Genomic DNA, 19,618 nt, shown 5'->3' with positions numbered 1-19,618 from the left:
AGGCCCCGCGAGCTTTCGGGAGGGAGTCTGGTCTATGGAAACGCTGAGTCGATTCGCCACACGTCATCCCTGGACGGTCGTGGTGATCTTTTTGCTGGTGAGCCTGGGCCTGGGGTTGGGCCTGGGCAAATTGCAGTTCGATAACTCGCCGGAGTCCCTGGTGCCGCCGGATCTCCCGGCCAAGCAAATGCTGGATGAGGTCCGGGACACCTTCGGCAGCGGCGAGATGGCGATCGCCGCCCTCGAGGGCGACATCTGGACCCCCGAGGCCCTCACCGCCCTCCAGGCCGTTACCGAGGCGGTCTCCGAGGTCGATGGGGTCCAGCGGGTGACCAGCCTGGCCAACGCCAAGCGCATGGAGGAGGCGGATGGATTCCTCAACATCGAGGACCTCCTCCCGGCGGACGGGGAAATCACCGCCGAAGAGATCAAGTCCATCCGCGACTACGTGGACGGCCACCCCCTTTACGCCGGGCGCCTGGTCAGCAAGGACGGGCGGTACGCGGCGGTCATCGTCGAGGTGGACCCCGGGCTGGATATGAAGGCGCTCAACCAGGCGCTGCTCAAGGCGCTGAGGTCCAACTGGAAGGGGCGGGTCTACCTCGCGGGCACCCCGGCGCTCTCGGGATACATCCTCGAGACCATGCAACGGGACATGCCCATCCAGATGGGCGCCGCCGCCCTCATCATCGCGCTGGTGCTCTTTTTGAACTTCAGGAGCCAGCGTGGGGTGTTTTTGCCCCTCCTCACCGTGATCACCGCCCTCATCTGGTCGCTCGGCCTTGGCGGCTGGCTCGGCTTTAAGCTCGGGACCATCAGCTCGATCCTGCCGGTGGTGGTCCTCGCGGTGGGCAGTTCCTTCACCCTCCATATCCTGAACCGCTTCTACCACGAGCTCGCCCACGGGGAGGACCGGAGCACGGCCATCGGGCTCGCGGTGCGCGAAACCGGGCTTGGGGTCTTGGTTTCCGCCCTCGCCGCCGGCGCCGGGCTGGCCGCGCTCTACACCTCGAGCATCCCCCAGATCAAGGCCTTCGGCCTGCTCGCCGCCTTCGGCGTTCTGGTGGCCTTTTTGGGCTCGACCGTCCTCGCCCCGGCGGTGCTGGCGCTCCTGCGGAACCCCCGCCGCACCATCGACCCGGAAAAGCCCGACGCCATCAGCCGGGCCATGATCGGCATCGCCAGCTGGGTGCGGCAACGGCGCGGGGGCATCCTGGTGGCCGCGGTGGCCTTCCTCGCCCTCATGGCGTTTTTCGCCACCAGGATCCACGTGGAGACCAGTTTCCTCTCCTACTTCCCGAAAAACGCCTCGCCGCGGGTGGCGACCGAACTCGTGGACCGGGTCTTCGGCGGCTCCGACACGCTCACCATCGTGGTCGACGGCAATCTCAAGGACCCGGCGCTGCTTGCGGCCATCTACCGCTTCGAGCAGGAAGCCAAGCAAAACCCCGAGGTGGGCTCGGCGATCTCAATCGCCGATATGATCCGTGAAATCCACAAGTCACTGACCGGGGCCTACGGTTTCCCCGACAGCGAAGAGGGCGTGGCCCAGGAACTCCTCCTCTACCAGATGTCGGGGGATCCCGAGGACCTGGCCCAGTTCATCGACGAATCCTCGACCACCGCCCAGGTCACGGTCCAGCTGCGGTCGCTGCCCTCGGGTCAGATGCAGGCCCTGGTCAACCAGTTGCGCCAGCGCGCCCAGGCCATCATCGGCCCTCAGGCGGACCAGATCACCTTCACCGGCACCACGGTCCTGATGCTCGAGGTCATGCGCCTGATCCTCAAGGACCAGTACATCTCGCTGGCGCTGGCGCTGGTGCTGGTGGCCCTCTTCAACGCGCTGCTGCTCCGGTCGCTGGTGGTGGGGCTGGTGAGCGTGGTACCCCTCGGCCTCACGATCGCCGGTCAGTTCGGCCTCATGGGGCTCTTTGGCATTCCCCTCGACACCGCCACCGCGCTCATCGCCGCCATCGCCATCGGCGTGGGCGACTACTCGGTGCACATCATCGTGCGTTACCTGGAGGAGCTGCGCAAACGCCGGGCGCCCGAGGAAGCCGCCACCACCAGCCTGTACGTCTCCGGCCGGGCGGTCTTCTTCACCGCGCTGGCCATCGGGGGCGGCTTCATGGCCCTGCTGTTTTCGGGGTTCGCCCCCATCCAGACCTTCGCCAAACTCATGGGGTTTACGGTGGGCGCCACCGCGCTCTTCGCGCTCACCGCGTTGCCCGCGGCGCTGCTCGCCTTCGTGCGCCGCTATGGAAAAAGGGAGGTGATCAGAGATGCGTAGAGTATTGGCAAGCCTCGGTCTCATCGGTGTCCTCTCGCTGGCGCTGGCTGTGAGCGGCGAGGAAGTGATGAAGAAGGTCGACGCCCGGCCAAGCCCCAGCGCCATGCACGGGGTCATGGTCATGCAGCTGGTCAACAAGCAGGGGAAGACGCTCACCCGCAAGATCGAGCTCTGGACCAGGAAAGTCGGCGATGAAGAAAAGATGCTCATCAAGTTCCTGGCCCCCGCCGACGTCAAGGGCACCGCATTCCTGGCCCTCAAAAAGGGCGGCAAGGAAGAGATGAAGCTCTACCTGCCCGCCTTAAAGCGCATCCGCCGGATCGCGGGAAGCCAGAAAAAGGGTTCGTTCATGGGCTCCGACTTCACCTACGACGACATCTCGAACCTCGGGGGCATGAAGATCGAGGATTACAACCACAAACTGCTGAAAACCGAAGAGGGCGCAGGGGGCAAGGTCTTCGTGGTGGAATCGACCCCCAAGCCTGGGGTGGAATCCAGCTACTCCAAGCTCGTCGTCTGGGTGCCCGAAGCCACCTACGTACCCACCAGAATCGAGTTCTACAAAAAGGGCAAGCTCTACAAGGTCTTACAGAGCAGCAAGATCGAATCGTTCGCCGACGGCAAGTACCTCATCCCCACGTACCTGGTGATGGAAAACGTCAAGACCAAGCACAAGACCATCCTCGAGCAGCAGGACCTCGAGATCGACGTCGAGATCCCGGATTCGGTCTTCAGCGAACGCTTCATGAAGCGCTAGGGAGGTGGCGATGAAAAAGCTCTCGTGGATCCTCGTCCTCGCCGGCCTGGCACTGGCCCAGGTGAACCTCTCGGGCCAGCTCGACACCAACTTCGGCGTGCGTACCTCGGATGCGACCCTGAGCCTCGGGCAAACCACGCTCAAACTCGACCTCGGCTACGACCTCGACGATGCAACGCTCAAAGCCACCTTGAACCTTGGCTACGACGCGCTCACCGGCAAGACCAGCTTCTCCCTCGGCGAGGCCTACGCCACGGTCTACCTCGACCGCGTGGACCTCACCGTGGGCAACCAGGTGATCTCTTGGGGTCGGGTGGACTACCTGAGCCCCGAGGACGTCCTCAACCCCAAGGACCTGGCCCGGCCGCTGGCCGACCCCTCGGCCCAGAAGCTGCCCGTCCCCATGATCCACGCCACCGTGTACCCCGACGAAGCCGGCGTGTACCAGCTCGAGGCGGTCTGGATTCCCCGGTTCACGCCCTCCGTTCCCCCCCAGGGCGCCTGGGCCATCCCGGTTTCCCTGCCCCCTGGCGTCACCAAAATTGAGACCACGGCTCCGAGCCCCGATCTCACCAACGGCGTCTTCGGCGTCCGGGCCACGGCCAGCCTCGACGTCCTCGACGGGCTCGACCTCGGCGCGACCGCGATCCGCGACTACTTCCCCTTCCCCAGCGCCAAGAAGATCGTGCCCGTCGATCCCAATGACCCAACTGGACCGCAAAAACTGATCCTCGGCCATGACCGCCGCACCCTGCTCGGCGCTGACTTCGCCCTCGCCTTCTCGATCCCCGATGTCGCCGAGGGGCTCGTGCTCCGCGGCGAGGCCGCCTACGTTTTGACCGACGACCCCCAGGGCCAAGACCCCTTCACCCAAAACCCCTACGCCGAAGGGGTGCTCTCGCTGGAGTACACCTGGACCGATGGCCCCCAGACCATCGTGGTCTACGACCTCAAGTGGCAAAAAGCCGACGTCCCCGCCGCCGACACCTACACCCAGCGCCTGGGGCTGCTCGCGAGCTACGACTACAACGAGCGGACCCGGATTGAAGGCGCCTGGCTGCACAACCTGAGCGACGGCTCGGGCCTTTTGCGCCCGCAGCTCGTTTACACCTTTGCCGACGGGGTTCGCGGCAATATCGGCTTCGCCTACTTCTACGGGCCCGCAAACAGCGAATTCGGCGGGTACAACCAAAACAGCGAGGTCCAGCTCGGGCTGACCTACAGCTTCTAAGGTAGCCCGCCGTGGCTTTCGCCACGGCGGGGGCCCGGGTTGAAAAACTCGCGGACGCTTACTCAACCCAGCTCCACGGCTTCCCCTCCCGCCCCGGCCCCGGCCGGGGCAGATCCTTTTCCGGCCCCGCCCGCGCCCGGCTTTGACAGCCAGGGCGCGCCTGGCTAAACTTATGGGTGCTGCGGGGAGTAGCGCAGCCTGGTAGCGCACCTCGTTCGGGACGAGGGGGTCGGAGGTTCGAATCCTCTCTCCCCGACCAGCCAAAGGGCCCCACGGGGCCCTTCCTTTTGCCTTTGGTAGGCTAATTAGGGAGGTGAGGGTTGAGCCGGCTGAGAATTCTCGGCGGTCGGGCCAAGGGGGTGGTCCTCGAGGTCCCCGCTTCGGCGCGTCCGAGCCCGGTCCGGCTGCGGAAGGCGCTCTTTGACCACCTGCGCAGCCGCTTCCCGAGGCCCGGACGCTTCCTCGACCTCTACGCCGGGAGCGGCGCCGTGGGGCTCGAGGCGGCCAGCGAGGGGTGGCGCGTCACCCTGGTGGAGAAGGACCCCGAAGCCGTCCGGTTGCTCAAGAAAAACCTCAGCAAGGCCCGCCTCGAGGCCCGGGTCGTGCCCTATTCGGTCGAGCGCTTCCTGAGGGAGGCCGCGTCGGGCGACGACCGATACGACGTGGCCTTCATGGCCCCGCCCTATCCCATCGACCTCGTCGCCGCTTTTACACTGCTGCTCGATTCCGACGTGGTGCGCCCCGGCGGCGTTGCCATCCTGCAGCACCCACGTTCGCTCTTCATTCCCCTCGGCGAGCGGCGGACCTACGGCGCCAACGCCTTCACCCTGGTCCCGAAGGAGGCATGATGCACGTCGTTTATCCTGGGAGTTTCGACCCCTTCACCAATGGCCACCTCGACGTGGCCGAACGGGCGAGCAGGCTCTTCGACCGCGTCACCATCGCGGTGCTGGAAAACCCGGCCAAGGCCGGGCGCTACCTCTTCGATATCGGGGAGCGCCTGGAGATCATCCGGGCCTCGACGCTCCACCTGCCCAACGTTGAGGTCGAGGCCTTCCACGGCCTTTTGGCCGAGTACATGCGTCAAAAAGGGCTCAAGCTCATCGTCAAAGGGCTGCGCGCGGTTTCAGACTACGAGTACGAGCTGCAGATGGCGCACCTCAACCGCCAGCTGAACCCCGAGGTGGAAACGATCTTCATCCTCGCGGCGACCCGGTGGTCATTCGTCTCCTCCACCATGATCAAGGAGATCGCCCGGCACGGCGGCGACGTGGGCCGCTTCGTTCCCCCGCCGGCGGCCAGGGCGCTGCGCGAGAAGTTCAGGGAGGGCACGGCGTGGGGCGGGTAATCCGTGGCCTGGCCGGCGACGGAACGCTCCGCGTGGTCGCGGCCGAAACCACCGATGTCGTCGAGGTGGCCCGCAGCCGCCACGATCTGTCCCCCACCGCGACCGCGGCGCTGGGGCGCGGTCTCACCGGCGCCGCCCTCCTCGCCCACCTGCTGCTTAAGGGCCCGAGAGAGCGCCTCACCCTGCGCATCGACGGGGACGGCCCCCTGGGTGGGTTGATGGCCGAAGCCGACCTCAAAGGACGCCTGCGGGGCTACGTCCGCCAGCCCCGGGCCGAGGTCCCCATCTCGCCCCAGGGCAAGCTCGACGTCGGCCGGCTGGTCGGCCGGGGAACGTTGCAGGTCATGCGCACGCTTCCCTCAGGCGACCTCCACGACTCCACGGTGCCGCTCGTCTCCGGGGAGATCGCCGAGGACCTCGCCCACCACCTGCTCAAATCGGAGCAAATCCCCTCCGCCGTCCTTCTCGGGGTGCGAGTGGGCACCGATCACTCGGTTGAGGCCGCCGGCGGCGTCGTCATCCAGGTGCTGCCCGGCGCCCCCGAGGATGCGATCGCGGCGCTCGAGGCGAACCTGAAAGCGATCTCCGGCTTTTCGGGGCTCCTTTTCGAGCACGGGCTTCTGGGCGCGCTCGAGGCCGTCCTGGCGGGCCTGGATTTTTCACCCCTGGCGAGCGACTTCACCCTCGAGTTCGCCTGCCGCTGCAGCCGCGAGAAGGCGCTCAGGGCCATTCGTTTCTTCCCCGAAAGCGAGCGCGAGGCCATGGCCCGGGAAGGCGGGGCCGAGGTACGCTGCCACTGGTGCGGCGCGGTTTACCACCTGAGCCCGGAGGAGATCGTCGCCCCCGATCCGCTCGAAGGCTAGGGCCTGCCCGCCGTGGCATTTGCCACGGCGGGCAGGCCCATCAAAGGCAGACGACGGTTTGGCAATGCCGGCCTAGCCTTTGGCCAAGGCAGCGCGCAGGATCTCGCCCGCGGCCTCTTCGGGCGTCTTCCTGCCCTCGGCCACTTCGCTCAGCAACGGCGTCGCGTCCTGGCTCATCCGCCGCCCCCATTCCTGGATCACCGCCTGGATTTCAAAGCGAGCCCGCTCCAGCCGGTGCGCCTTGAGCTGTCCGGTGGCCTCGAGGTGCGCCCGGTGTTCGCGAATGGCATCCAAGAGTTCAGCCGCACCCTCGCCCCGGCTGGCCACCGCGGTGAGGATGGGAACCTTCCACCCCCCGGGATGGGGCGGGGCCAGCTCGAGCGTCGCCTTGAGCTCTTCGATGAGCCTCGGCCCCCCGGGGAGATCGAACTTGTTCACCACGATCACCTCGGCGATCTCCATCACCCCGGCCTTGAAAGCCTGGACCGCGTCGCCAGCAGCCGGCGTGAGCACCAAAACGGTGGTGTCCGCCACCCGGGCGATGTCGACCTCGCTTTGGCCAACCCCCACCGTCTCGATGAAGATCCAGTCGAAACCGAAGGCCTCGAGGAGCGCCAGCGCTCCCACCGTCGCCCCCGCCAAGCCGCCGAGCGCGCCCCGGCTGGCCATGGAGCGGATGAAGACCCCCTCGTCGGCGTAGTGGCGCATCATCCGGATGCGGTCCCCGAGCACGGCCCCGCCGGTGAATGGGCTCGAGGGGTCCACGGCCAGCACCGCCACGCGCTCCCCCGCCGTCCGGGCCACCTCGATGAGCCGGTCGGCGAGCGTACTCTTGCCCGCCCCCGGGCTGCCGGTGAGTCCGACCACCTTGGCCCGCCCCTGACCTCGGAGTTGCTGCAGCAGGGCGGCGCCAAACGGGTGCCCCGATTCCACCAGGGTGATGGCCCTGGCCAGTGCCCGGCGGTCACCACGGGAAAAACGTTCGATGAGTTCTTCGGGCCGCATGGTTCAGGGGTGGACGAAGACCGGCAGGGCGGCCCGCTCGAGCACTTCGCGGGTCACCGATCCCAGGAACCTCGCCTCGCGGGAACGGCCGATGAATACCGCGTCGGCACCGATCTCCTCGGCAAAGGCCAGCAGGGTCTTGGCCGCCTCCCCCTCGCGGATCGCCGGCTCTGCCCCGTGGGCACTCGCGATCCGGGCCACCTCTTTGGCCAGTTTCTCCATATAGTCGTGGCCAAGCACATCCCGGGGGTCGGGCATGTGCACCGGAATCGGGGGCTCGGAGATGGGTTCGACCACGTGGAGCAGGGTGATGCGGGCCCCCGAAGCGTCGGCCAGGCGCCGGGCCAGGCTCAAAGCCCGCAGCGAGGGCTCGGCCAAGCCGCTGGCCACCAAGAGCCGTTTGAACGGGCGCACGGTGCCCTCGGCGCGCATCACGGCGACGGGCTTGCCCGAAAGCTCGATCACCCGTTCGGTGACCGAGCCCAAAAGGCGCTCAAGCAGCCCCTCGGGCCCGTGGGTCCCCATGACCACCAGATCGGCGGCCTTGGCGTGGCGCAGGATGGTCGCGAGCGGCTTGCCGAACTCGACCCGGACCTCGGCCTCGGCATCGAGCGCCCGCAGCCGTTCGTTGAGGTATTCGATGAGCTGGTGGCGCCTGGCCTCGAAGGGCTCCGCCAAAAGCTCGTCCCAGAAATCGCCGTAGACTTTGCTGCGCAAAGGGTCTTCCACCACGTGCAGGAGCGTGAGGTCCACCTCGAGGAGCCCCTTGATCACCTCAACGAGCTCGAAAGCCCGCTCCGAGGCATCGGAAAAATCGGTGGGGTAAAGGATTCGCATCATGAACCTCCCAGCGCCGTCACCGCCACCTCGACCGAAACCCCTTTGGGCAGGCTGGCCACCCCGACCACCGCCCGCGCCGGGTACGGCGCGTCGAAGAACTCGGCGTAGACCTCGTTAAAAATCGGGAAGTTGGCCATGTCGGTGAGGTAGGCGGTGACCTGGACCACCCGGTCAAGACCCGATCCCGCGGCCTCGAGGACCGCCCGCACGTTGGTCAGCACCTGCCGGACCTGGGCGGCGAAATCGCCTTCAACCAACTCGCCATCCGGACGCAAAGGAATCTGGCCCGAGACGAACACGAAGCCGGCCGCCTTCACCGCCTGGCTGTAGGGGCCGATCGCCTGGGGCGCGCGCTCGGTACGTACGGTTTCCATGTTCCTAACTTACCTCAACGCTGCCCCCAAAGGACGTAGGCAAGCAACAAGAGCCACAGCACGAGCAACCCGGCCTCGACCAGGTAGCTCCGCCGGCGGGGATGGGGCAGGGCTAAAACCGCGTCGCCGCTCCGCGAGCGGATGTAGACCGGTTGGTCGCCGGCCAGGGCCAGCGCATAGGGCTTGTTGGCATCGCCCTTCACATCGCGGACACCGACGACCATCGCCGTGATGTTGTCGGGTCCCCCCCAGGCGTTGGCCAGCTCGATGAGCTTTTCCACCGCCACCGCCGGGGGCTCCTGGGCGAGCACCCGGGCCAGCGTCTCCTCCCCGACCACGCCGTGCAGCCCGTCGGTGGAGAGCAAAAAGACATCGCCCGGCCGCAGCCTGAGGCCGAGCAGGTCGACCTCGACTTCGGGAAAGGTGCCGAGAGCGTTGGTGATGACGTTGCGCCAGCGGTGGGTCCGGGCCTCCTCGGGACGCAAGAGGCCCTGGCGGACCCGGTCGGCGACCCAGGAGTGGTCCTGGGTGAGCTGAACCAAAAGACCATCGCGCAAGAGGTAGGCCCGCGAATCCCCCACGTGGGCGACCAGGCCGAAGGGGGCATCGATGGCCAGCAGGGTGGCGGTGGTGCCCATACTCTCCCCTTCCTGCAGGTGCGAGGCCTCGTAGATCCTGCGGTTTGCGGCCTCCAGGGCCTCAACCAGAAGCCCCGGGGAGATGGTCTTTCCCTCCAGTACGGAGAGCGCCGTCTCGACGGCCAGCTTGGCGGCGAGCTCACCCTGGCTGTGGCCGCCCATGCCGTCGGCGATCATGAAAACGCCCCCGCTGGACGTCAAGGCGTAGCCGAAGGCGTCTTCGTTTCTCTCGCGCTTCCGACCGGGATCCGTAGCGGCAGCCACCACCAAAGGCGGCTTGCCCTCGAGTTCGGGCATGCCCAAATTCTATATCGATCCCCCGACCGGCCGTCTTCAGGGCAAACGCCGCAGCGCTTCGTTGATCTTTTCCAGGCCCTGGGTGTTGCCTTCAGCCACCTCCGCCGCGCACACCGCCAGGTATTCCTTCAAAAACAGCGCCGCCGCCGACTCCATGGCCCGCTTGGCTGCGCTCATCTGGGTCAGAACCTGGTCACAAGGCCGCCCCTCGTCGATCATCTTTTGCAGGCCGCGAATCTGCCCTTCGATGCGCCGCAGGCGTTTTTGCAACGAGGTGAGGGTTTCGTCACCGAGATCGTGCGTCCGCATGTCCGAAGTATACCATTACCCCCTATGAGAATTAGCTAAGGGATTCTTCCCCCCGTTCTTTCAGGCGGGCCCCGAACAACTTGGTCAGGTGCTGCACCCGCGGGTCCTTAAGCCAATCGGCGGCGCGCGGTCCCGGCTCGCTCGGGGCCTCCCCTTTAGGAGGCGCCGGCTCCGGCTCGGGGGGTGGAGGCGGCGGGGCTGGTTCGGGCCGGGGATGCGGCTTGCCCGGTGGCGACGACTCGCCACCGTCGCCTTCGTCTTCCTCGAGGACCACCTCGACGTCCTCGAGGCCAAGGTGCTGCTTGGCGGCGCCGACGAGCGAGGTCCTGGCCGCTTTGGCCCGCTCATAGTGGAAGCGATAGGTTTGGGCAAAGGCGAGCACCAAGGTCTTTCCCTGCAGCCTCGGGCGCGCCTCGCGGACGAACGCCCTGTGCATGGGCTTTAAGGCCCCGAGGAAACGTTTGTAGCCGGCGGCATCCAGCCCCGAAGGACCTTTTTCTTCGGTCGCCTCCGCTGCTTTTGCCGGCGCGCTTGGGGCTGCGCTGGGCTTTACCTTTTCTTCCGCCGGCGCCGGTCTCGGGGGCGCCCCAGGGTGGAGGACGTGGTAAGCCCTGAGCACGGCGAGTTCGAGCGTCAGGCGGTCCTCGTCCTTGGCCAGACGCTCATCGGCCTCGTCGAGGGCCAGCATGGCTCGGATGTACGCCTCGGCCTCGGCACCGGGCGTGGCATACAGGCGCCTGCGAAATGCCGATTTGAGCTCTCGGACCACCGTCCGCGGCGCGTATCCGGAAACGTAGAGGCGCTCGGCTACGGCGAGCGCGGCTTCCACATCACCCCCCAGGAGGTTTGCGACCGCCTCGTCCAGGAGGTCCTGGGGCGGCATGCCCAGCATGGCCTCGACATCCGCTAGCAAAAGCCTCGTCTTCCCCAGGGCCAAGAGCCGCTCGAGCAGGCTCTCGGCGTCGCGCATCGCGCCTTCGGCCACCCGCGCGACCAAACGGAGCGCTTGCGGCTCCACCTCGAGGCCCTCGGCCCTGGCGAGCTCGGTGAGTTTGGCCACGATCTCGTCGTCGCGCAAACGCCGAAACCGGAAATGCTGGGTCCGGCTCTGAATCGTCGCCGGCAGCCGCTCGGGCTCGGTGGTGGCGAAGATGAAGAGTACGTGGGGCGGGGGCTCCTCCAGCGTCTTCAAAAGGGCGTTGAAGGCGCTCTTTGACATCATGTGGGCTTCATCAAGGATGACCACCTTCTTCGGCGCCAGCACCGGAGCAAGGAGCAAGCGCTCTTTGAGCTCCCTCACGTCGTCCACGGAGTTGTTGCTCGCGGCGTCGATTTCCAGCACGTCGGGGTGCCGCCCCTCACGCACCGCCCGGCAGTGCCCGCATTCCCCGCAGGGGCGCGTCTCAAGTTGACTCTCGCACCCCACGGCCATGGCCAAGAGGCGGGCGACGGTGGTCTTCCCCACGCCCCTCGGCCCGGAAAACAAATAGGCGTGCCCAAGGCGGTTCTGGCGGATGGCGTTCTCGAGCACTTCCTTCACGTGCTCCTGCCCGACCACCGCCTGGAAGGTTGCCGGCCGCGCCCGGCGGTAGAGCGCCCCCATCGCCCCCCATCATAGAGCCCGATCTCTCCCTTGTGCCCGTCAACCCCCAAAAGGGGGATGCCTTGATCGCTGGTTGGGCTTAGAATAAATCGTCAGCCATGGCACACATACGCAAACCGCACCTCGCGATCGTCGCCTTCGCTGCTCTGAGTTTGCTGCTTGCCGCTTGTGCCCCTAAAAGCGACTACCAAGTGGTGCGCCAGGGCGGGTGGAAGGGCGGCGTCCCCAAACCAAGCGGCGAAGTCCTGCTCACGGTGGTCACCCCAGACGGCGAGTACCCGCTGGACAAAGACGCCCTCGAACAGCTGCGGTGGGTCCGCATCAAGACCATCCACCACTCGGCAGAAAACGGCCCTCCCGCCGTCTTCGAAGGGGTGTGGCTTTCCGATCTCCTCGCCGGCGTGGGCACCCCCGACCCCAAGCGGCTCCGTTTCGAAGCCAGCGACGACTACGTCATCAGCGTCGAGTGGGAAAAGATCAAGCGTTTCCAGCCAATGATCGCCCTGACCCAGGACGGCAAGCCGCTTCCTCCCGTTTACGCCCCCTTGCGAATCGTCTTCCCATACGATCGGTTGAAGCCCGACCCAACTGAGTACAATGCCTACTGGGTGTGGAAGCTCACGCGGATCGTCGTCTACCCCTAAGGGCCGCGATCTGGGCCAGCTATGTGCTTTTGGTCCTGGTGTTTGCCTACGGGAGCTACTCGCTCTTCCTCCTCAAAAGCCTCGAGGCCGCCCTGGTCGAGGCGCAGACCGCCAACTCCGCCTACCAGTACGGGCGCATCCTCCGCGATCTCTATCAGGTGGCCTCGCGCTGTTACCGCGGTGATGCGCCCAAAAACGCCCCCGATGAAATCCAGCAGCGGGTAATGCTCGCCGAAGGCAGCGACAGCTGGCCGCTCCTGAGCCCGGAAGCCCGGGCAACGGTCGAGGCCCTGTCCAACGAGATTCAAAAAGCCGGGAACCGCTGCGATGTCTACGCCCGGTGGGCCGAGCGCATCTTCCCGGTCTACATCGAAGCCGTCAACATCTCCAACCAGCTCCGGGGGGAGCTTAAGGCGAAGCTCCGCCTCTATCAAAAGAGCTCGGTGTTCGGCTTCGCCCTGCTCTTCCTCACCACCGCCTTCATCCTTTACCTCCAGGACCGCCTGCGCCGCTGGCAGGCGGTGCGGATCAGCCAGCTCGAAAACGAGTCGAGCTTTAAGACCCGGCTTTTGGGCCTGGTGGCCCATGAGCTCAAAACCCCCCTGGCAGCGGTGGCCGGATTCGCCGAACTCGCCTCGAAGACCCAGGACCCTACCCAGCAGCGCCGGCACCTCGAGGCGCTGCACCTGGCGAGCCAGCGGCTCAGGAGCGTGCTCGGGACCTTCCTCGACCTGCATCGCCTCGAGGCCGGGAAACCACTTTTGCTCCGCAAACGCCCCGTCGACCTCCGCGAGGTCATCGAAGAGGCCTGGCGGCTGGCCGGGGGGGCGTTCACATCGGGGCAGATTCTGCTTCACATCGAACACAAGGAAGGGGCGATGCCGGTGGTGGCCGATCCCGACCGCCTGCTCCACGCCCTTTTAAACCTGCTTGAAAACGCGATGAAGTACGGTCAGGGCAGGGCCTCGATGCGGGTTTTCCCCGCGGGCGATCGGTGGCGGATCGAGGTTGAAACCCCGGGGCGACAGCTGGACGCGAGCACTGCCGAACGGCTCTTCTCGCCTTTCGCCAGACTCCCCGAGCACCGGGGCCTCGAGGGCTGGGGGTTGGGGCTGAGCCTGGTCCGGGAAATCGCCACCGAACACGGCGGGCGGGCCGGGGCTGAACCGCGCAGCGGGGCAACGGTGTTCTACCTGGAGATCCCGAAGGCCAAAGCTCAGTGAGGCGTCCCGCGGGCCTGGGCCAGCTCTAAGAGCTCAAGCGGGCTGAAAGGCTTCGCCAGATAGGCATCCGCTCCGGCCTCGAGCCCGCGCTTTCGACTCTCCTCGTCACTTAAGGCGGTGAGCAAAACCACGAACGTATCCCGGTAGGGCGAGGCCTTGATTCTCCGGCACACGGCAAAGCCATCGTGCTCGCTGCCAAAAAGGAGCACGTCCAGGACCACCACGTCGGGATCGTATTGTTCGAGCAACGCTTCGATCCGATCGCCCGAGGCGCTGAAGAAAACCTCATGCCCCAAGGGCTCGAACGTGGCCCGCAAAAGCCCTTCCATCAGGGGATCGTCTTCAATCAGCAGAATCCTCATTCTCCACCATCCAAAGCCAGTTCTCCCAGAGCTCTTCCAGCGGAAGCCGCAAGAAGGTGGCGACCAGATCGGGGTCAAGCCTTGTCCCTGAGAGCTTTGCCATCTCGCCCCGGACGCGCCCCAGCGAGGGCCTCGGCCCCGGTTGGAGCTCGAAAAGGTGGTCGAAGACCTCGGCCACCCCAAGGATCCGGGCCCCAAGGGGAATCGCCTCGCCGCTCAGCCCGTCCGGCCAGCCCTTGCCGTTCCAGGCCTCGTGGTGGTGGCGTACCCAGGGAACGATCACGGAAAACTCGGAGATCTTGGAAAGGGCCTCGGCCCCGAGCTCCGCGTGCTGCATCAAACGGCGGGCGTGCTCGGGGTCGGCGAGTCGAAGAGAAGGCGGGGCGGAAAAATACGCCGAAACCAGGGCATCGGGCACCGCGATCATCCCCAGGTCGTGCAAGATGCCGGCCCGGTAGACCATCCGCGGGTCGAGCGGTCGTCCCAGGGCCTCGTTCAGGCGCTGGGCCCAGTAGGCGACCCGCTCGGAATGGCCCCGTGCCCAGGGAAAGCGAAATTCCACCAGGGCGATCAGGGCTTTGAGGAGTTCCGACTGGGTCCGCTCCGCCTCGGCATAGACCTTGGCGAGGTCTCTGGCGTAGCGCACCATCTGGTCTGCGTAGAGCTCAGGCGGCATCCTGCCCTCAATCTACCAGCGAATCCAGCGTGGCCTTGTGGGCAAAAACCGACGGACCGCGAAAACGCCCCAAAGGAACCCCCCCAGGTGGGCCCAAAACGCCACACCAGAGACACCGGCGATCCCCTCGAAGAACTGAATCACGGCCCAGTACCCGAGGTAGAACCAGGCGGGCAGATAAAAGAAGATCGGATAAAAGATCAACCAGACCACCGTAAGCACGAGCGCTCGGGGAAAGAGCACGTAATAGGCGCCCAAAACGGCGCTGATCGCGCCTGAAGCCCCGATCATGGGCGTGAGCGAGCCGGGCTCGACCAGGCCCTGGACCAACGCCGCGGCCACGCCCCCGGCCAGATAAAAGATCAGGAACCGGGCCTTGCCCAGCCGGTCTTCGATGTTGTCGCCGAAAACCCAGAGGAACCACATGTTCCCGAGGATGTGGGCGAAGCCGCCGTGGATAAACATGCTGGTCAGGATCGTTCCCATTTGCCCGATAGGGTCGGCGAAAAATCGAGCGGGGACGAAGCCGTAGGCGTAAAAGAAAGCGTTCAGGGCCTCGCCCGGCAGCGTGAGCTCATAGAGGAAGACCGCCACGTTCACCGCCACCAAGAGCTTGACCAAAACCGGCGGCCTTCGCGCACGGTTTAAGTCGGCAACCGGGAACATGGGGGCATTTTAAAGCACCGAAGCCCCCCGGCCCGGTCGACGCACGCGCCACCCCCCTTCCAGGGCAGGTATCTTAAGAAGCATGCGCATCCTGGTCACCAACGACGACGGCATCTTCTCCCCCGGCATTAAGGCGCTGGCCCGGGCCATGGCTGACCTCGGCGAAGTCATCGTGGTCGCTCCCGATATCGAGCAGTCGGCGGTCGGCCACGGCATCACCATCCGCCGCCCCTTGCGCTTCAAGCACACCGCCAGCGCCGGGCTCGAACCCATCCCCGCCTACCGGGTCGACGGCACGCCGGCCGACTGCGTAGTCCTCGGCGCCCACCTGAAAGGGCCGTTCGATCTGGTTGTGTCCGGGATTAACCTCGGCGTCAACTTGGGGCTCGACATCACCAGCTCCGGCACCGTCGCCGGCGCCATGGAAGGTGTCTCACTGGGCATCCCCTCGGTGGCGGTCAGCCTCGACACCGTGCACATGGAAGAACTCGACTTTACCCACGCCGCCCAGGCGGCGCAGACCGTGGTCCGCTGGGTCATCGAGCACGGCTTGCCGGAGAAGGTGTTGCTCAACGTCAACGTGCCCGCCGAACGCCCTCGAGGATTCCGGGTCGTGGGCCTGGTCGACCGCTACTACCAGGACCAGGTGGTCGAGCGCGAAGACCCGGCCGGGGTGCCCTACTACTGGATCGCCGGCGAGCCCATCGAGGAGAGCAGGGCCGGGACCGACCTCTGGGCGGTGCGCAACGGTTATGTCGCCCTCACCCCCATCAACCTCGACTTCACCGATTCAGACCTGGTGCCGACGCTCAAAAAGGACCTCGAGGACGCCTAACCGCTATCCCCGCTTTGCCGGCGGTAGAGCACCACCTCCATGCCCTCAGAGAGCCCCAAAGCCTCGCGGGCGTTCCCCTCGCGAACGGCGATCTCCACCAGCCCGGCGGATCCCAGGTAGACCACCGGCTCCCCGGGGTAAACGTCGCCGTAGGTCCGGGCAAAGGGGAGGGTCCGTCCCGCGACCAGCGCGAACTCGACCGGCTCGGGCAGGGGCCCCACCAGGTTGGTAATGGCGTTGCCAAACCGGTCGAAGGTGAGGATCTCGCCATGGAGGCCCCGCTCGAAGGTGACCGGCAGCCGCACGAGGTCCTCGAGCGCGATCGGCTGGCCAAAGCGCGAAGGATCCACGCCGAGGGCCAACCGGGCGGCCGCGGGGCCAAAGACGTCACGGGCGTGAAAGGTCGCGCTCGGCATCTGGGTGAACGCCTGCTCGTCGATCAGGTAGGCGGCTTTTGGGGGATCGCGCACGAACGCCAGGCTCAAAAGGCCGTTGTCGGGCGCGACGTAAAAACGCTCCCCCACCACGACCACCGCCCGACGTGCCGACCCCACCCCCGGGTCCACCACCGCCAGCACCACCGACCCTTTGGGCAAAAAGGGCACGCTCTCGTACAGGCCGTAGGCAGCGCGGCGGACATCCTGGGGCGGAACTTCATGCGCAAGGTCGACGATGGAAATCCCGGGGGCGATCCCCTCCATGACGGCCTTCACGATCCCCACATAGGGGTCGGCGAGGCCAAAGTCGGAGAGAAAAAAGACTTTTCGCATACCCGTATTATGGAACCATGTACAGGCGTATTTTGGTCCCGACCGACGGCAGCCCGTGTGCCCAGCGGGCGGTCGAGGAAGCTCTGAGACTGGCCAAGACCACCGGCGGCAAGGTGACCTTCATCCACGTGATCGAAAACCCGAGCACGCTGGTGCCCACCCCGGCCCTCACCGAACCCCTCTCTTACGAACTCGCGAAGAGCCTGGAAAACCTTGCCGACGAAGCGCTCGATCAAGCTCTCGCAACCGCCAAACAGCAAGGCATCGAGGCTGAAGCCCAGCTGCGACGGGGTGATGCCGCTTATGAAATCGTGAGCGCGGCGGGCGAACACGACGTAGTGGTGATGAGCACCCACGGCCGCCGTCTGCGCAACCTCTTCGTGGGCTCAACCACCCAGGAAGTCCTCGCCCGCTGCCCCATCCCGGTGCTGGTCGTGCGCTGCGGCGTAGAATGAGGCCATGGCGCGTATCCGGATCGCAGGCGGGGACATCACCGAGTTCTCCGGCGACGCCATCGTGAACGCGGCCAACAATTACCTCAAGCTCGGCGCCGGTGTCGCCGGGGCCATTCGCAAAAAAGGCGGTCCAGAAATCCAAGAAGCGTGTGACCGGATCGGCCCGATCCGGGTGGGGGAAGCGGCCCTCACCGGCGCAGGGTCTCTCCCCGCCAGATACGTCATCCACGCCGCGGTCATGGGTGATGCGCCCGCCAGCTACGAAACCGTCCGCCAAGCCACGAAGAGCGCGCTGGACCTGGCGCTCTCCCATCATCTGACAAAAATCGCCTTTCCCCTCCTCGGCACCGGCGTCGGCGGTCTTGACAAGGCCAAAGTGGCGAAGATCATGCTCGAGGAGATCAAAGCCGCCCCCGACCGCCTCGAGGTCACCCTCTACGGCTACACCGACGACGACGTCGAGATCATCCGTCAAGCCCTCTAAAATCCATCGCGAGCCCGCCGCTCCCGAAGCAGCGTAGAGTGGGGCCGGGGTGTGGAGCCGCTGATGCGCTTTTTGAGATTTAGGCAAAGGCACTTCCGGAACCTCCAGAGCCCGGAGCTTCGCCTCCCTCCCGGGCTCACCGCGATCGTGGGGTCGAACGCCTCGGGAAAGACCAGCCTGCTCGAGGCCCTCTACCTGGCTTCCGGCGGCGAGCTTAGGGGGAGCGCCAGCGAGTGCATCGCCTTTGGTGCCAGGGAGGCGTGGCTCTGGATCGAAATCGAGGGCGAACTCGACCACCTCACCATCGAACAACGCCTTGGCGAAGGGCGAAGCCTGTGGATCAACGGGGCCGCGGCGAGCTTCAAAGAACTCGCCGCTTATCCCGGCGCGGTCTGGCTCCGCCCCGAGGACCTCTTCATCGTCAAGGGCGGCCCTTCCGAGCGCCGCCGCTTCCTGGACCAGCTCATCGCGCGTTTCTCGCCCCGCTACCGCGCACTGACGAGCGCCTACGAACGCGCACTCAGACAGCGGAACGCGGCGCTCAAGCTCGGCAACATGGACCTCGCACCCTGGAACGATCGCCTCGCTTCCTACGGAGCCGAGATCATCACCCTGCGCCGCCGGCTGCTCAAAAAACTCGCACCTCTCGCCCAGGCGGCCCACCGCCAATTCGCCCCCGGGACGCTCAACCTCTCCCTCGCCGAGACCGCATCGCCCGAAACCCTGGCCTCGGCGCTCACCTCCCGCCTCGACGAGGAACGCGCCCGCGGCGTCACGCTGAGCGGCCCCCACCGCGACGACCTGCGCATCACCCTTGACGATCGCGACGCAACCCACTTCGCGAGTCGCGGCGAAGCCCGGACGCTGGCCCTGGTGCTCAGGATCGCCGAGCACCGGCTGCTCGCCGAACACCACGGGGAAGCGCCGGTTTTGCTCCTCGACGACGTGGTGGCGGAGCTCGACCGCCACCGCCAGGACGCCCTCATTCGTTATGTCCGCTCGCTGCCCCAGGCCGTGATCACCGGGACCGAGGTCCCCGACGGCATCGGCCACACCATCGAGCTCGTGGCCGGCGTATGGGAGGTGACGGCCGGTGCGTAACGGCCGCCCCGCCGCCATCGGCGAGATCGTGAGCACCGTCCTCAAAAAACGGTCGCTGGCACGGGGGCTCAAAAAGGGCCGCATTCTCGCCCTCTGGCCCAAGATTGTGGGCCCCGAGCTCGCCCGCATGACCGAGCCTTACCGCTTCGAACGGGGCACCCTCTGGGTTCGGGTCACCGATCACGTGCTCGCCCATCAGCTCTCATACCAGCGCGCGGTCCTCCTCGAACGTTACGCCCACCAACTCGGCAGCAACGTGGTCACCGAACTCCGCTTTGTCACCGGCGCGGTGGCGCAACTCGAAAAACAAAAAGCCAAACCCGCGGCCGCAAAGCAAAAACCGTCCCTCTCGGCAACATCCAAACGACGCCTCGAACAACTCATCGCCCCCCTTCCGGACGAGCTCAAGCCCGCCGCGAGGCGCGCCGGCCTGGCCCTGGCCGCGCTATGGGAATCTTCCCCTCGCTGCCCGGTGTGCGAAGCGCCAACCGAAGAGGAAGGCAAAGTCTGCCCGAGCTGCACCCAGCGGCTCGAACTCCCGGTGGTGCGGATCGAGGCGAAAAGGCTCCAGCGAAATCAACCGCCACGCCTCGAGGGCGATCTGGCCGCATCAGCCCGTTACCTGGCCCGGCAAAGGCTCTGGGAGCAGATTGAGGCCCTGCTCCCCGAAGCCACCAGCACCCCGGCCTACATCCCCCACCTCTTCGAACTCACCCAGGCCTGGCTCCGGCTCGAGACCGGCAGGGAACCCCGCCCGGACGACCTGGAGCGGCTGCCCCAACCCCTGGCCAGCCTCCTGCGCCGTCACCTCGGTGGCAGGGGATGATGCCGCCAAGTGGATAAGGGC

23 protein-coding genes and 1 tRNA gene are annotated in these 19,618 nt (G+C 66.2%); 14 read left to right on the top strand and 10 right to left on the bottom strand.

Going from position 1 to position 19,618, the window contains the following annotated elements; genetic code table 11:
• The first annotated feature begins 34 nt into the window (after positions 1-34).
• The 7 genes from ACZ5BT_RS07445 to hslO all read left to right on the top strand — a co-directional run bounded on the left by ACZ5BT_RS07445 (position 35) and on the right by hslO (position 6,489).
• On the top strand, positions 35-2,290 hold the full coding sequence (locus ACZ5BT_RS07445) for an efflux RND transporter permease subunit (protein ID WP_464883971.1): 2,256 nt from the start codon (positions 35-37) through the stop codon (positions 2,288-2,290).
• Positions 2,283-3,047 carry an outer membrane lipoprotein-sorting protein gene (locus ACZ5BT_RS07440; RefSeq protein WP_464883970.1) on the top strand — a complete coding sequence of 255 codons (765 nt, stop codon included), beginning with the start codon at positions 2,283-2,285 and terminating at the stop codon, positions 3,045-3,047. Before ACZ5BT_RS07445 ends, ACZ5BT_RS07440 begins: the two co-directional genes overlap by 8 nt.
• Positions 3,048-3,057: 10 nt before the next feature.
• On the top strand, positions 3,058-4,278 hold the full coding sequence (locus ACZ5BT_RS07435; protein WP_464883969.1) for a DUF1302 domain-containing protein: 1,221 nt from the start codon (positions 3,058-3,060) through the stop codon (positions 4,276-4,278).
• 182 nt (positions 4,279-4,460) lie between these two features.
• Positions 4,461-4,537 (top strand) — tRNA-Pro (locus ACZ5BT_RS07430).
• Between the two features lie 61 nt (positions 4,538-4,598).
• Positions 4,599-5,126, top strand: a complete 528-nt coding sequence (locus ACZ5BT_RS07425) for an RsmD family RNA methyltransferase (protein WP_464883968.1) — start codon at positions 4,599-4,601, stop codon at positions 5,124-5,126.
• On the top strand, positions 5,126-5,626 hold the full coding sequence (coaD, locus tag ACZ5BT_RS07420; RefSeq protein ID WP_464885795.1) for a pantetheine-phosphate adenylyltransferase: 501 nt from the start codon (positions 5,126-5,128) through the stop codon (positions 5,624-5,626). The genes ACZ5BT_RS07425 and coaD overlap by 1 nt, the downstream gene beginning before the upstream one ends.
• A complete protein-coding gene (gene hslO, locus ACZ5BT_RS07415; protein ID WP_464883967.1) occupies positions 5,614-6,489 on the top strand; it encodes an Hsp33 family molecular chaperone HslO in 876 nt (291 codons plus the stop codon). The genes coaD and hslO overlap by 13 nt, the downstream gene beginning before the upstream one ends.
• Before the next feature lie 72 nt (positions 6,490-6,561).
• On the opposite strand, the gene meaB is transcribed toward hslO, so the two are convergent.
• Genes meaB through dnaX form a run of 6 tightly spaced genes read right to left on the bottom strand, consistent with a single transcriptional unit; the run spans position 6,562 to position 11,555 of the window.
• Positions 6,562-7,494 (bottom strand): methylmalonyl Co-A mutase-associated GTPase MeaB, encoded by a 933-nt coding sequence (gene meaB / locus ACZ5BT_RS07410; RefSeq protein WP_464883966.1) that lies wholly within the window; start codon positions 7,492-7,494, stop codon positions 6,562-6,564.
• A gap of 3 nt (positions 7,495-7,497) precedes the next feature.
• Positions 7,498-8,334: a universal stress protein gene (locus ACZ5BT_RS07405; protein ID WP_464883965.1), complete on the bottom strand. Its 837-nt coding sequence runs from the start codon at positions 8,332-8,334 to the stop codon at positions 7,498-7,500.
• Entirely contained in the window at positions 8,331-8,708 is a 378-nt protein-coding gene (locus ACZ5BT_RS07400) for a RidA family protein (protein WP_464883964.1), read from the bottom strand. Before ACZ5BT_RS07400 ends, ACZ5BT_RS07405 begins: the two co-directional genes overlap by 4 nt.
• Before the next feature lie 14 nt (positions 8,709-8,722).
• Positions 8,723-9,643 (bottom strand): PP2C family protein-serine/threonine phosphatase, encoded by a 921-nt coding sequence (locus ACZ5BT_RS07395; protein ID WP_464883963.1) that lies wholly within the window; start codon positions 9,641-9,643, stop codon positions 8,723-8,725.
• A 36-nt stretch (positions 9,644-9,679) separates the two neighbouring features.
• The gene (locus ACZ5BT_RS07390) at positions 9,680-9,952 is read right to left on the bottom strand and encodes a metal-sensitive transcriptional regulator (RefSeq protein WP_464883962.1); all 273 of its coding nucleotides are present in this window, start codon (positions 9,950-9,952) and stop codon (positions 9,680-9,682) included.
• 31 nt (positions 9,953-9,983) lie between these two features.
• Positions 9,984-11,555 carry a DNA polymerase III subunit gamma/tau gene (gene dnaX / locus ACZ5BT_RS07385; RefSeq protein WP_464883961.1) on the bottom strand — a complete coding sequence of 524 codons (1,572 nt, stop codon included), beginning with the start codon at positions 11,553-11,555 and terminating at the stop codon, positions 9,984-9,986.
• Between the two features lie 98 nt (positions 11,556-11,653).
• Between dnaX and ACZ5BT_RS07380 the strand changes: the two genes are divergently transcribed.
• Both ACZ5BT_RS07380 and ACZ5BT_RS07375 read left to right on the top strand, forming a co-directional pair.
• Positions 11,654-12,199 carry a putative pterin-binding protein gene (locus ACZ5BT_RS07380; RefSeq protein WP_464883960.1) on the top strand — a complete coding sequence of 182 codons (546 nt, stop codon included), beginning with the start codon at positions 11,654-11,656 and terminating at the stop codon, positions 12,197-12,199.
• Positions 12,166-13,422: a sensor histidine kinase gene (locus ACZ5BT_RS07375; RefSeq protein ID WP_464883959.1), complete on the top strand. Its 1,257-nt coding sequence runs from the start codon at positions 12,166-12,168 to the stop codon at positions 13,420-13,422. The genes ACZ5BT_RS07380 and ACZ5BT_RS07375 overlap by 34 nt, the downstream gene beginning before the upstream one ends.
• Here ACZ5BT_RS07375 and ACZ5BT_RS07370 read toward each other — a convergent pair.
• Genes ACZ5BT_RS07370 through ACZ5BT_RS07360 form a run of 3 tightly spaced genes read right to left on the bottom strand, consistent with a single transcriptional unit; the run spans position 13,416 to position 15,126 of the window.
• Positions 13,416-13,784: a response regulator transcription factor gene (locus ACZ5BT_RS07370; RefSeq protein WP_464883958.1), complete on the bottom strand. Its 369-nt coding sequence runs from the start codon at positions 13,782-13,784 to the stop codon at positions 13,416-13,418. The two genes, ACZ5BT_RS07375 and ACZ5BT_RS07370, sit on opposite strands and share 7 nt — an antisense overlap.
• Positions 13,765-14,460, bottom strand: coding sequence for an HD-GYP domain-containing protein (locus tag ACZ5BT_RS07365; RefSeq protein ID WP_464883957.1), 696 nt, complete (start codon positions 14,458-14,460; stop codon positions 13,765-13,767). The genes ACZ5BT_RS07370 and ACZ5BT_RS07365 overlap by 20 nt, the downstream gene beginning before the upstream one ends.
• 12 nt (positions 14,461-14,472) lie before the next feature.
• Positions 14,473-15,126: a rhomboid family intramembrane serine protease gene (locus tag ACZ5BT_RS07360; RefSeq protein WP_464883956.1), complete on the bottom strand. Its 654-nt coding sequence runs from the start codon at positions 15,124-15,126 to the stop codon at positions 14,473-14,475.
• A gap of 82 nt (positions 15,127-15,208) precedes the next feature.
• Between ACZ5BT_RS07360 and surE the strand changes: the two genes are divergently transcribed.
• Entirely contained in the window at positions 15,209-15,961 is a 753-nt protein-coding gene (gene surE / locus ACZ5BT_RS07355) for a 5'/3'-nucleotidase SurE (RefSeq protein WP_464883955.1), read from the top strand.
• On the opposite strand, the gene ACZ5BT_RS07350 is transcribed toward surE, so the two are convergent.
• The gene (locus ACZ5BT_RS07350) at positions 15,958-16,731 is read right to left on the bottom strand and encodes an SAM hydrolase/SAM-dependent halogenase family protein (protein WP_464883954.1); all 774 of its coding nucleotides are present in this window, start codon (positions 16,729-16,731) and stop codon (positions 15,958-15,960) included. The two genes, surE and ACZ5BT_RS07350, sit on opposite strands and share 4 nt — an antisense overlap.
• Before the next feature lie 17 nt (positions 16,732-16,748).
• Between ACZ5BT_RS07350 and ACZ5BT_RS07345 the strand changes: the two genes are divergently transcribed.
• From ACZ5BT_RS07345 to ACZ5BT_RS07330, 4 genes are all read left to right on the top strand, one after another.
• The gene (locus tag ACZ5BT_RS07345) at positions 16,749-17,186 is read left to right on the top strand and encodes a universal stress protein (protein WP_464883953.1); all 438 of its coding nucleotides are present in this window, start codon (positions 16,749-16,751) and stop codon (positions 17,184-17,186) included.
• A 4-nt stretch (positions 17,187-17,190) separates the two neighbouring features.
• Positions 17,191-17,670 carry a macro domain-containing protein gene (locus ACZ5BT_RS07340; protein ID WP_464883952.1) on the top strand — a complete coding sequence of 160 codons (480 nt, stop codon included), beginning with the start codon at positions 17,191-17,193 and terminating at the stop codon, positions 17,668-17,670.
• 63 nt (positions 17,671-17,733) lie between these two features.
• Positions 17,734-18,771, top strand: a complete 1,038-nt coding sequence (recF, locus tag ACZ5BT_RS07335) for a DNA replication/repair protein RecF (protein ID WP_464883951.1) — start codon at positions 17,734-17,736, stop codon at positions 18,769-18,771.
• Positions 18,764-19,597: a DciA family protein gene (locus ACZ5BT_RS07330; protein ID WP_464883950.1), complete on the top strand. Its 834-nt coding sequence runs from the start codon at positions 18,764-18,766 to the stop codon at positions 19,595-19,597. Before recF ends, ACZ5BT_RS07330 begins: the two co-directional genes overlap by 8 nt.
• Positions 19,598-19,618 lie beyond the last annotated feature (21 nt).

The sequence above is a fragment of the Vulcanithermus mediatlanticus genome (genome assembly GCF_055385885.1).
This window is presented reverse-complemented; position numbering and strand designations above follow the sequence as displayed.

What these genes read in the sequence shown, in the direction of transcription:
- ACZ5BT_RS07400 (WP_464883964.1), bottom strand. Translation starts at nt 8,708, where the DNA reads ATGGAAACCGTACGTACCGAGCGCGCGCCCCAGGCGATCGGCCCCTAC.
- ACZ5BT_RS07350 (WP_464883954.1), bottom strand. Translation starts at nt 16,731, where the DNA reads ATGCGAAAAGTCTTTTTTCTCTCCGACTTTGGCCTCGCCGACCCCTAT.
- dnaX (WP_464883961.1), bottom strand. Translation starts at nt 11,555, where the DNA reads ATGGGGGCGCTCTACCGCCGGGCGCGGCCGGCAACCTTCCAGGCGGTG.
- meaB (WP_464883966.1), bottom strand. Translation starts at nt 7,494, where the DNA reads ATGCGGCCCGAAGAACTCATCGAACGTTTTTCCCGTGGTGACCGCCGG.
- ACZ5BT_RS07365 (WP_464883957.1), bottom strand. Translation starts at nt 14,460, where the DNA reads ATGCCGCCTGAGCTCTACGCAGACCAGATGGTGCGCTACGCCAGAGAC.
- ACZ5BT_RS07445 (WP_464883971.1), top strand. Translation starts at nt 35, where the DNA reads ATGGAAACGCTGAGTCGATTCGCCACACGTCATCCCTGGACGGTCGTG.
- recF (WP_464883951.1), top strand. Translation starts at nt 17,734, where the DNA reads ATGCGCTTTTTGAGATTTAGGCAAAGGCACTTCCGGAACCTCCAGAGC.
- ACZ5BT_RS07440 (WP_464883970.1), top strand. Translation starts at nt 2,283, where the DNA reads ATGCGTAGAGTATTGGCAAGCCTCGGTCTCATCGGTGTCCTCTCGCTG.
- ACZ5BT_RS07360 (WP_464883956.1), bottom strand. Translation starts at nt 15,126, where the DNA reads ATGTTCCCGGTTGCCGACTTAAACCGTGCGCGAAGGCCGCCGGTTTTG.
- ACZ5BT_RS07380 (WP_464883960.1), top strand. Translation starts at nt 11,654, where the DNA reads ATGGCACACATACGCAAACCGCACCTCGCGATCGTCGCCTTCGCTGCT.
- ACZ5BT_RS07390 (WP_464883962.1), bottom strand. Translation starts at nt 9,952, where the DNA reads ATGCGGACGCACGATCTCGGTGACGAAACCCTCACCTCGTTGCAAAAA.
- ACZ5BT_RS07405 (WP_464883965.1), bottom strand. Translation starts at nt 8,334, where the DNA reads ATGATGCGAATCCTTTACCCCACCGATTTTTCCGATGCCTCGGAGCGG.
- ACZ5BT_RS07370 (WP_464883958.1), bottom strand. Translation starts at nt 13,784, where the DNA reads ATGAGGATTCTGCTGATTGAAGACGATCCCCTGATGGAAGGGCTTTTG.
- ACZ5BT_RS07340 (WP_464883952.1), top strand. Translation starts at nt 17,191, where the DNA reads ATGGCGCGTATCCGGATCGCAGGCGGGGACATCACCGAGTTCTCCGGC.
- ACZ5BT_RS07345 (WP_464883953.1), top strand. Translation starts at nt 16,749, where the DNA reads ATGTACAGGCGTATTTTGGTCCCGACCGACGGCAGCCCGTGTGCCCAG.
- ACZ5BT_RS07395 (WP_464883963.1), bottom strand. Translation starts at nt 9,643, where the DNA reads ATGCCCGAACTCGAGGGCAAGCCGCCTTTGGTGGTGGCTGCCGCTACG.
- coaD (WP_464885795.1), top strand. Translation starts at nt 5,126, where the DNA reads ATGCACGTCGTTTATCCTGGGAGTTTCGACCCCTTCACCAATGGCCAC.
- ACZ5BT_RS07435 (WP_464883969.1), top strand. Translation starts at nt 3,058, where the DNA reads ATGAAAAAGCTCTCGTGGATCCTCGTCCTCGCCGGCCTGGCACTGGCC.
- surE (WP_464883955.1), top strand. Translation starts at nt 15,209, where the DNA reads ATGCGCATCCTGGTCACCAACGACGACGGCATCTTCTCCCCCGGCATT.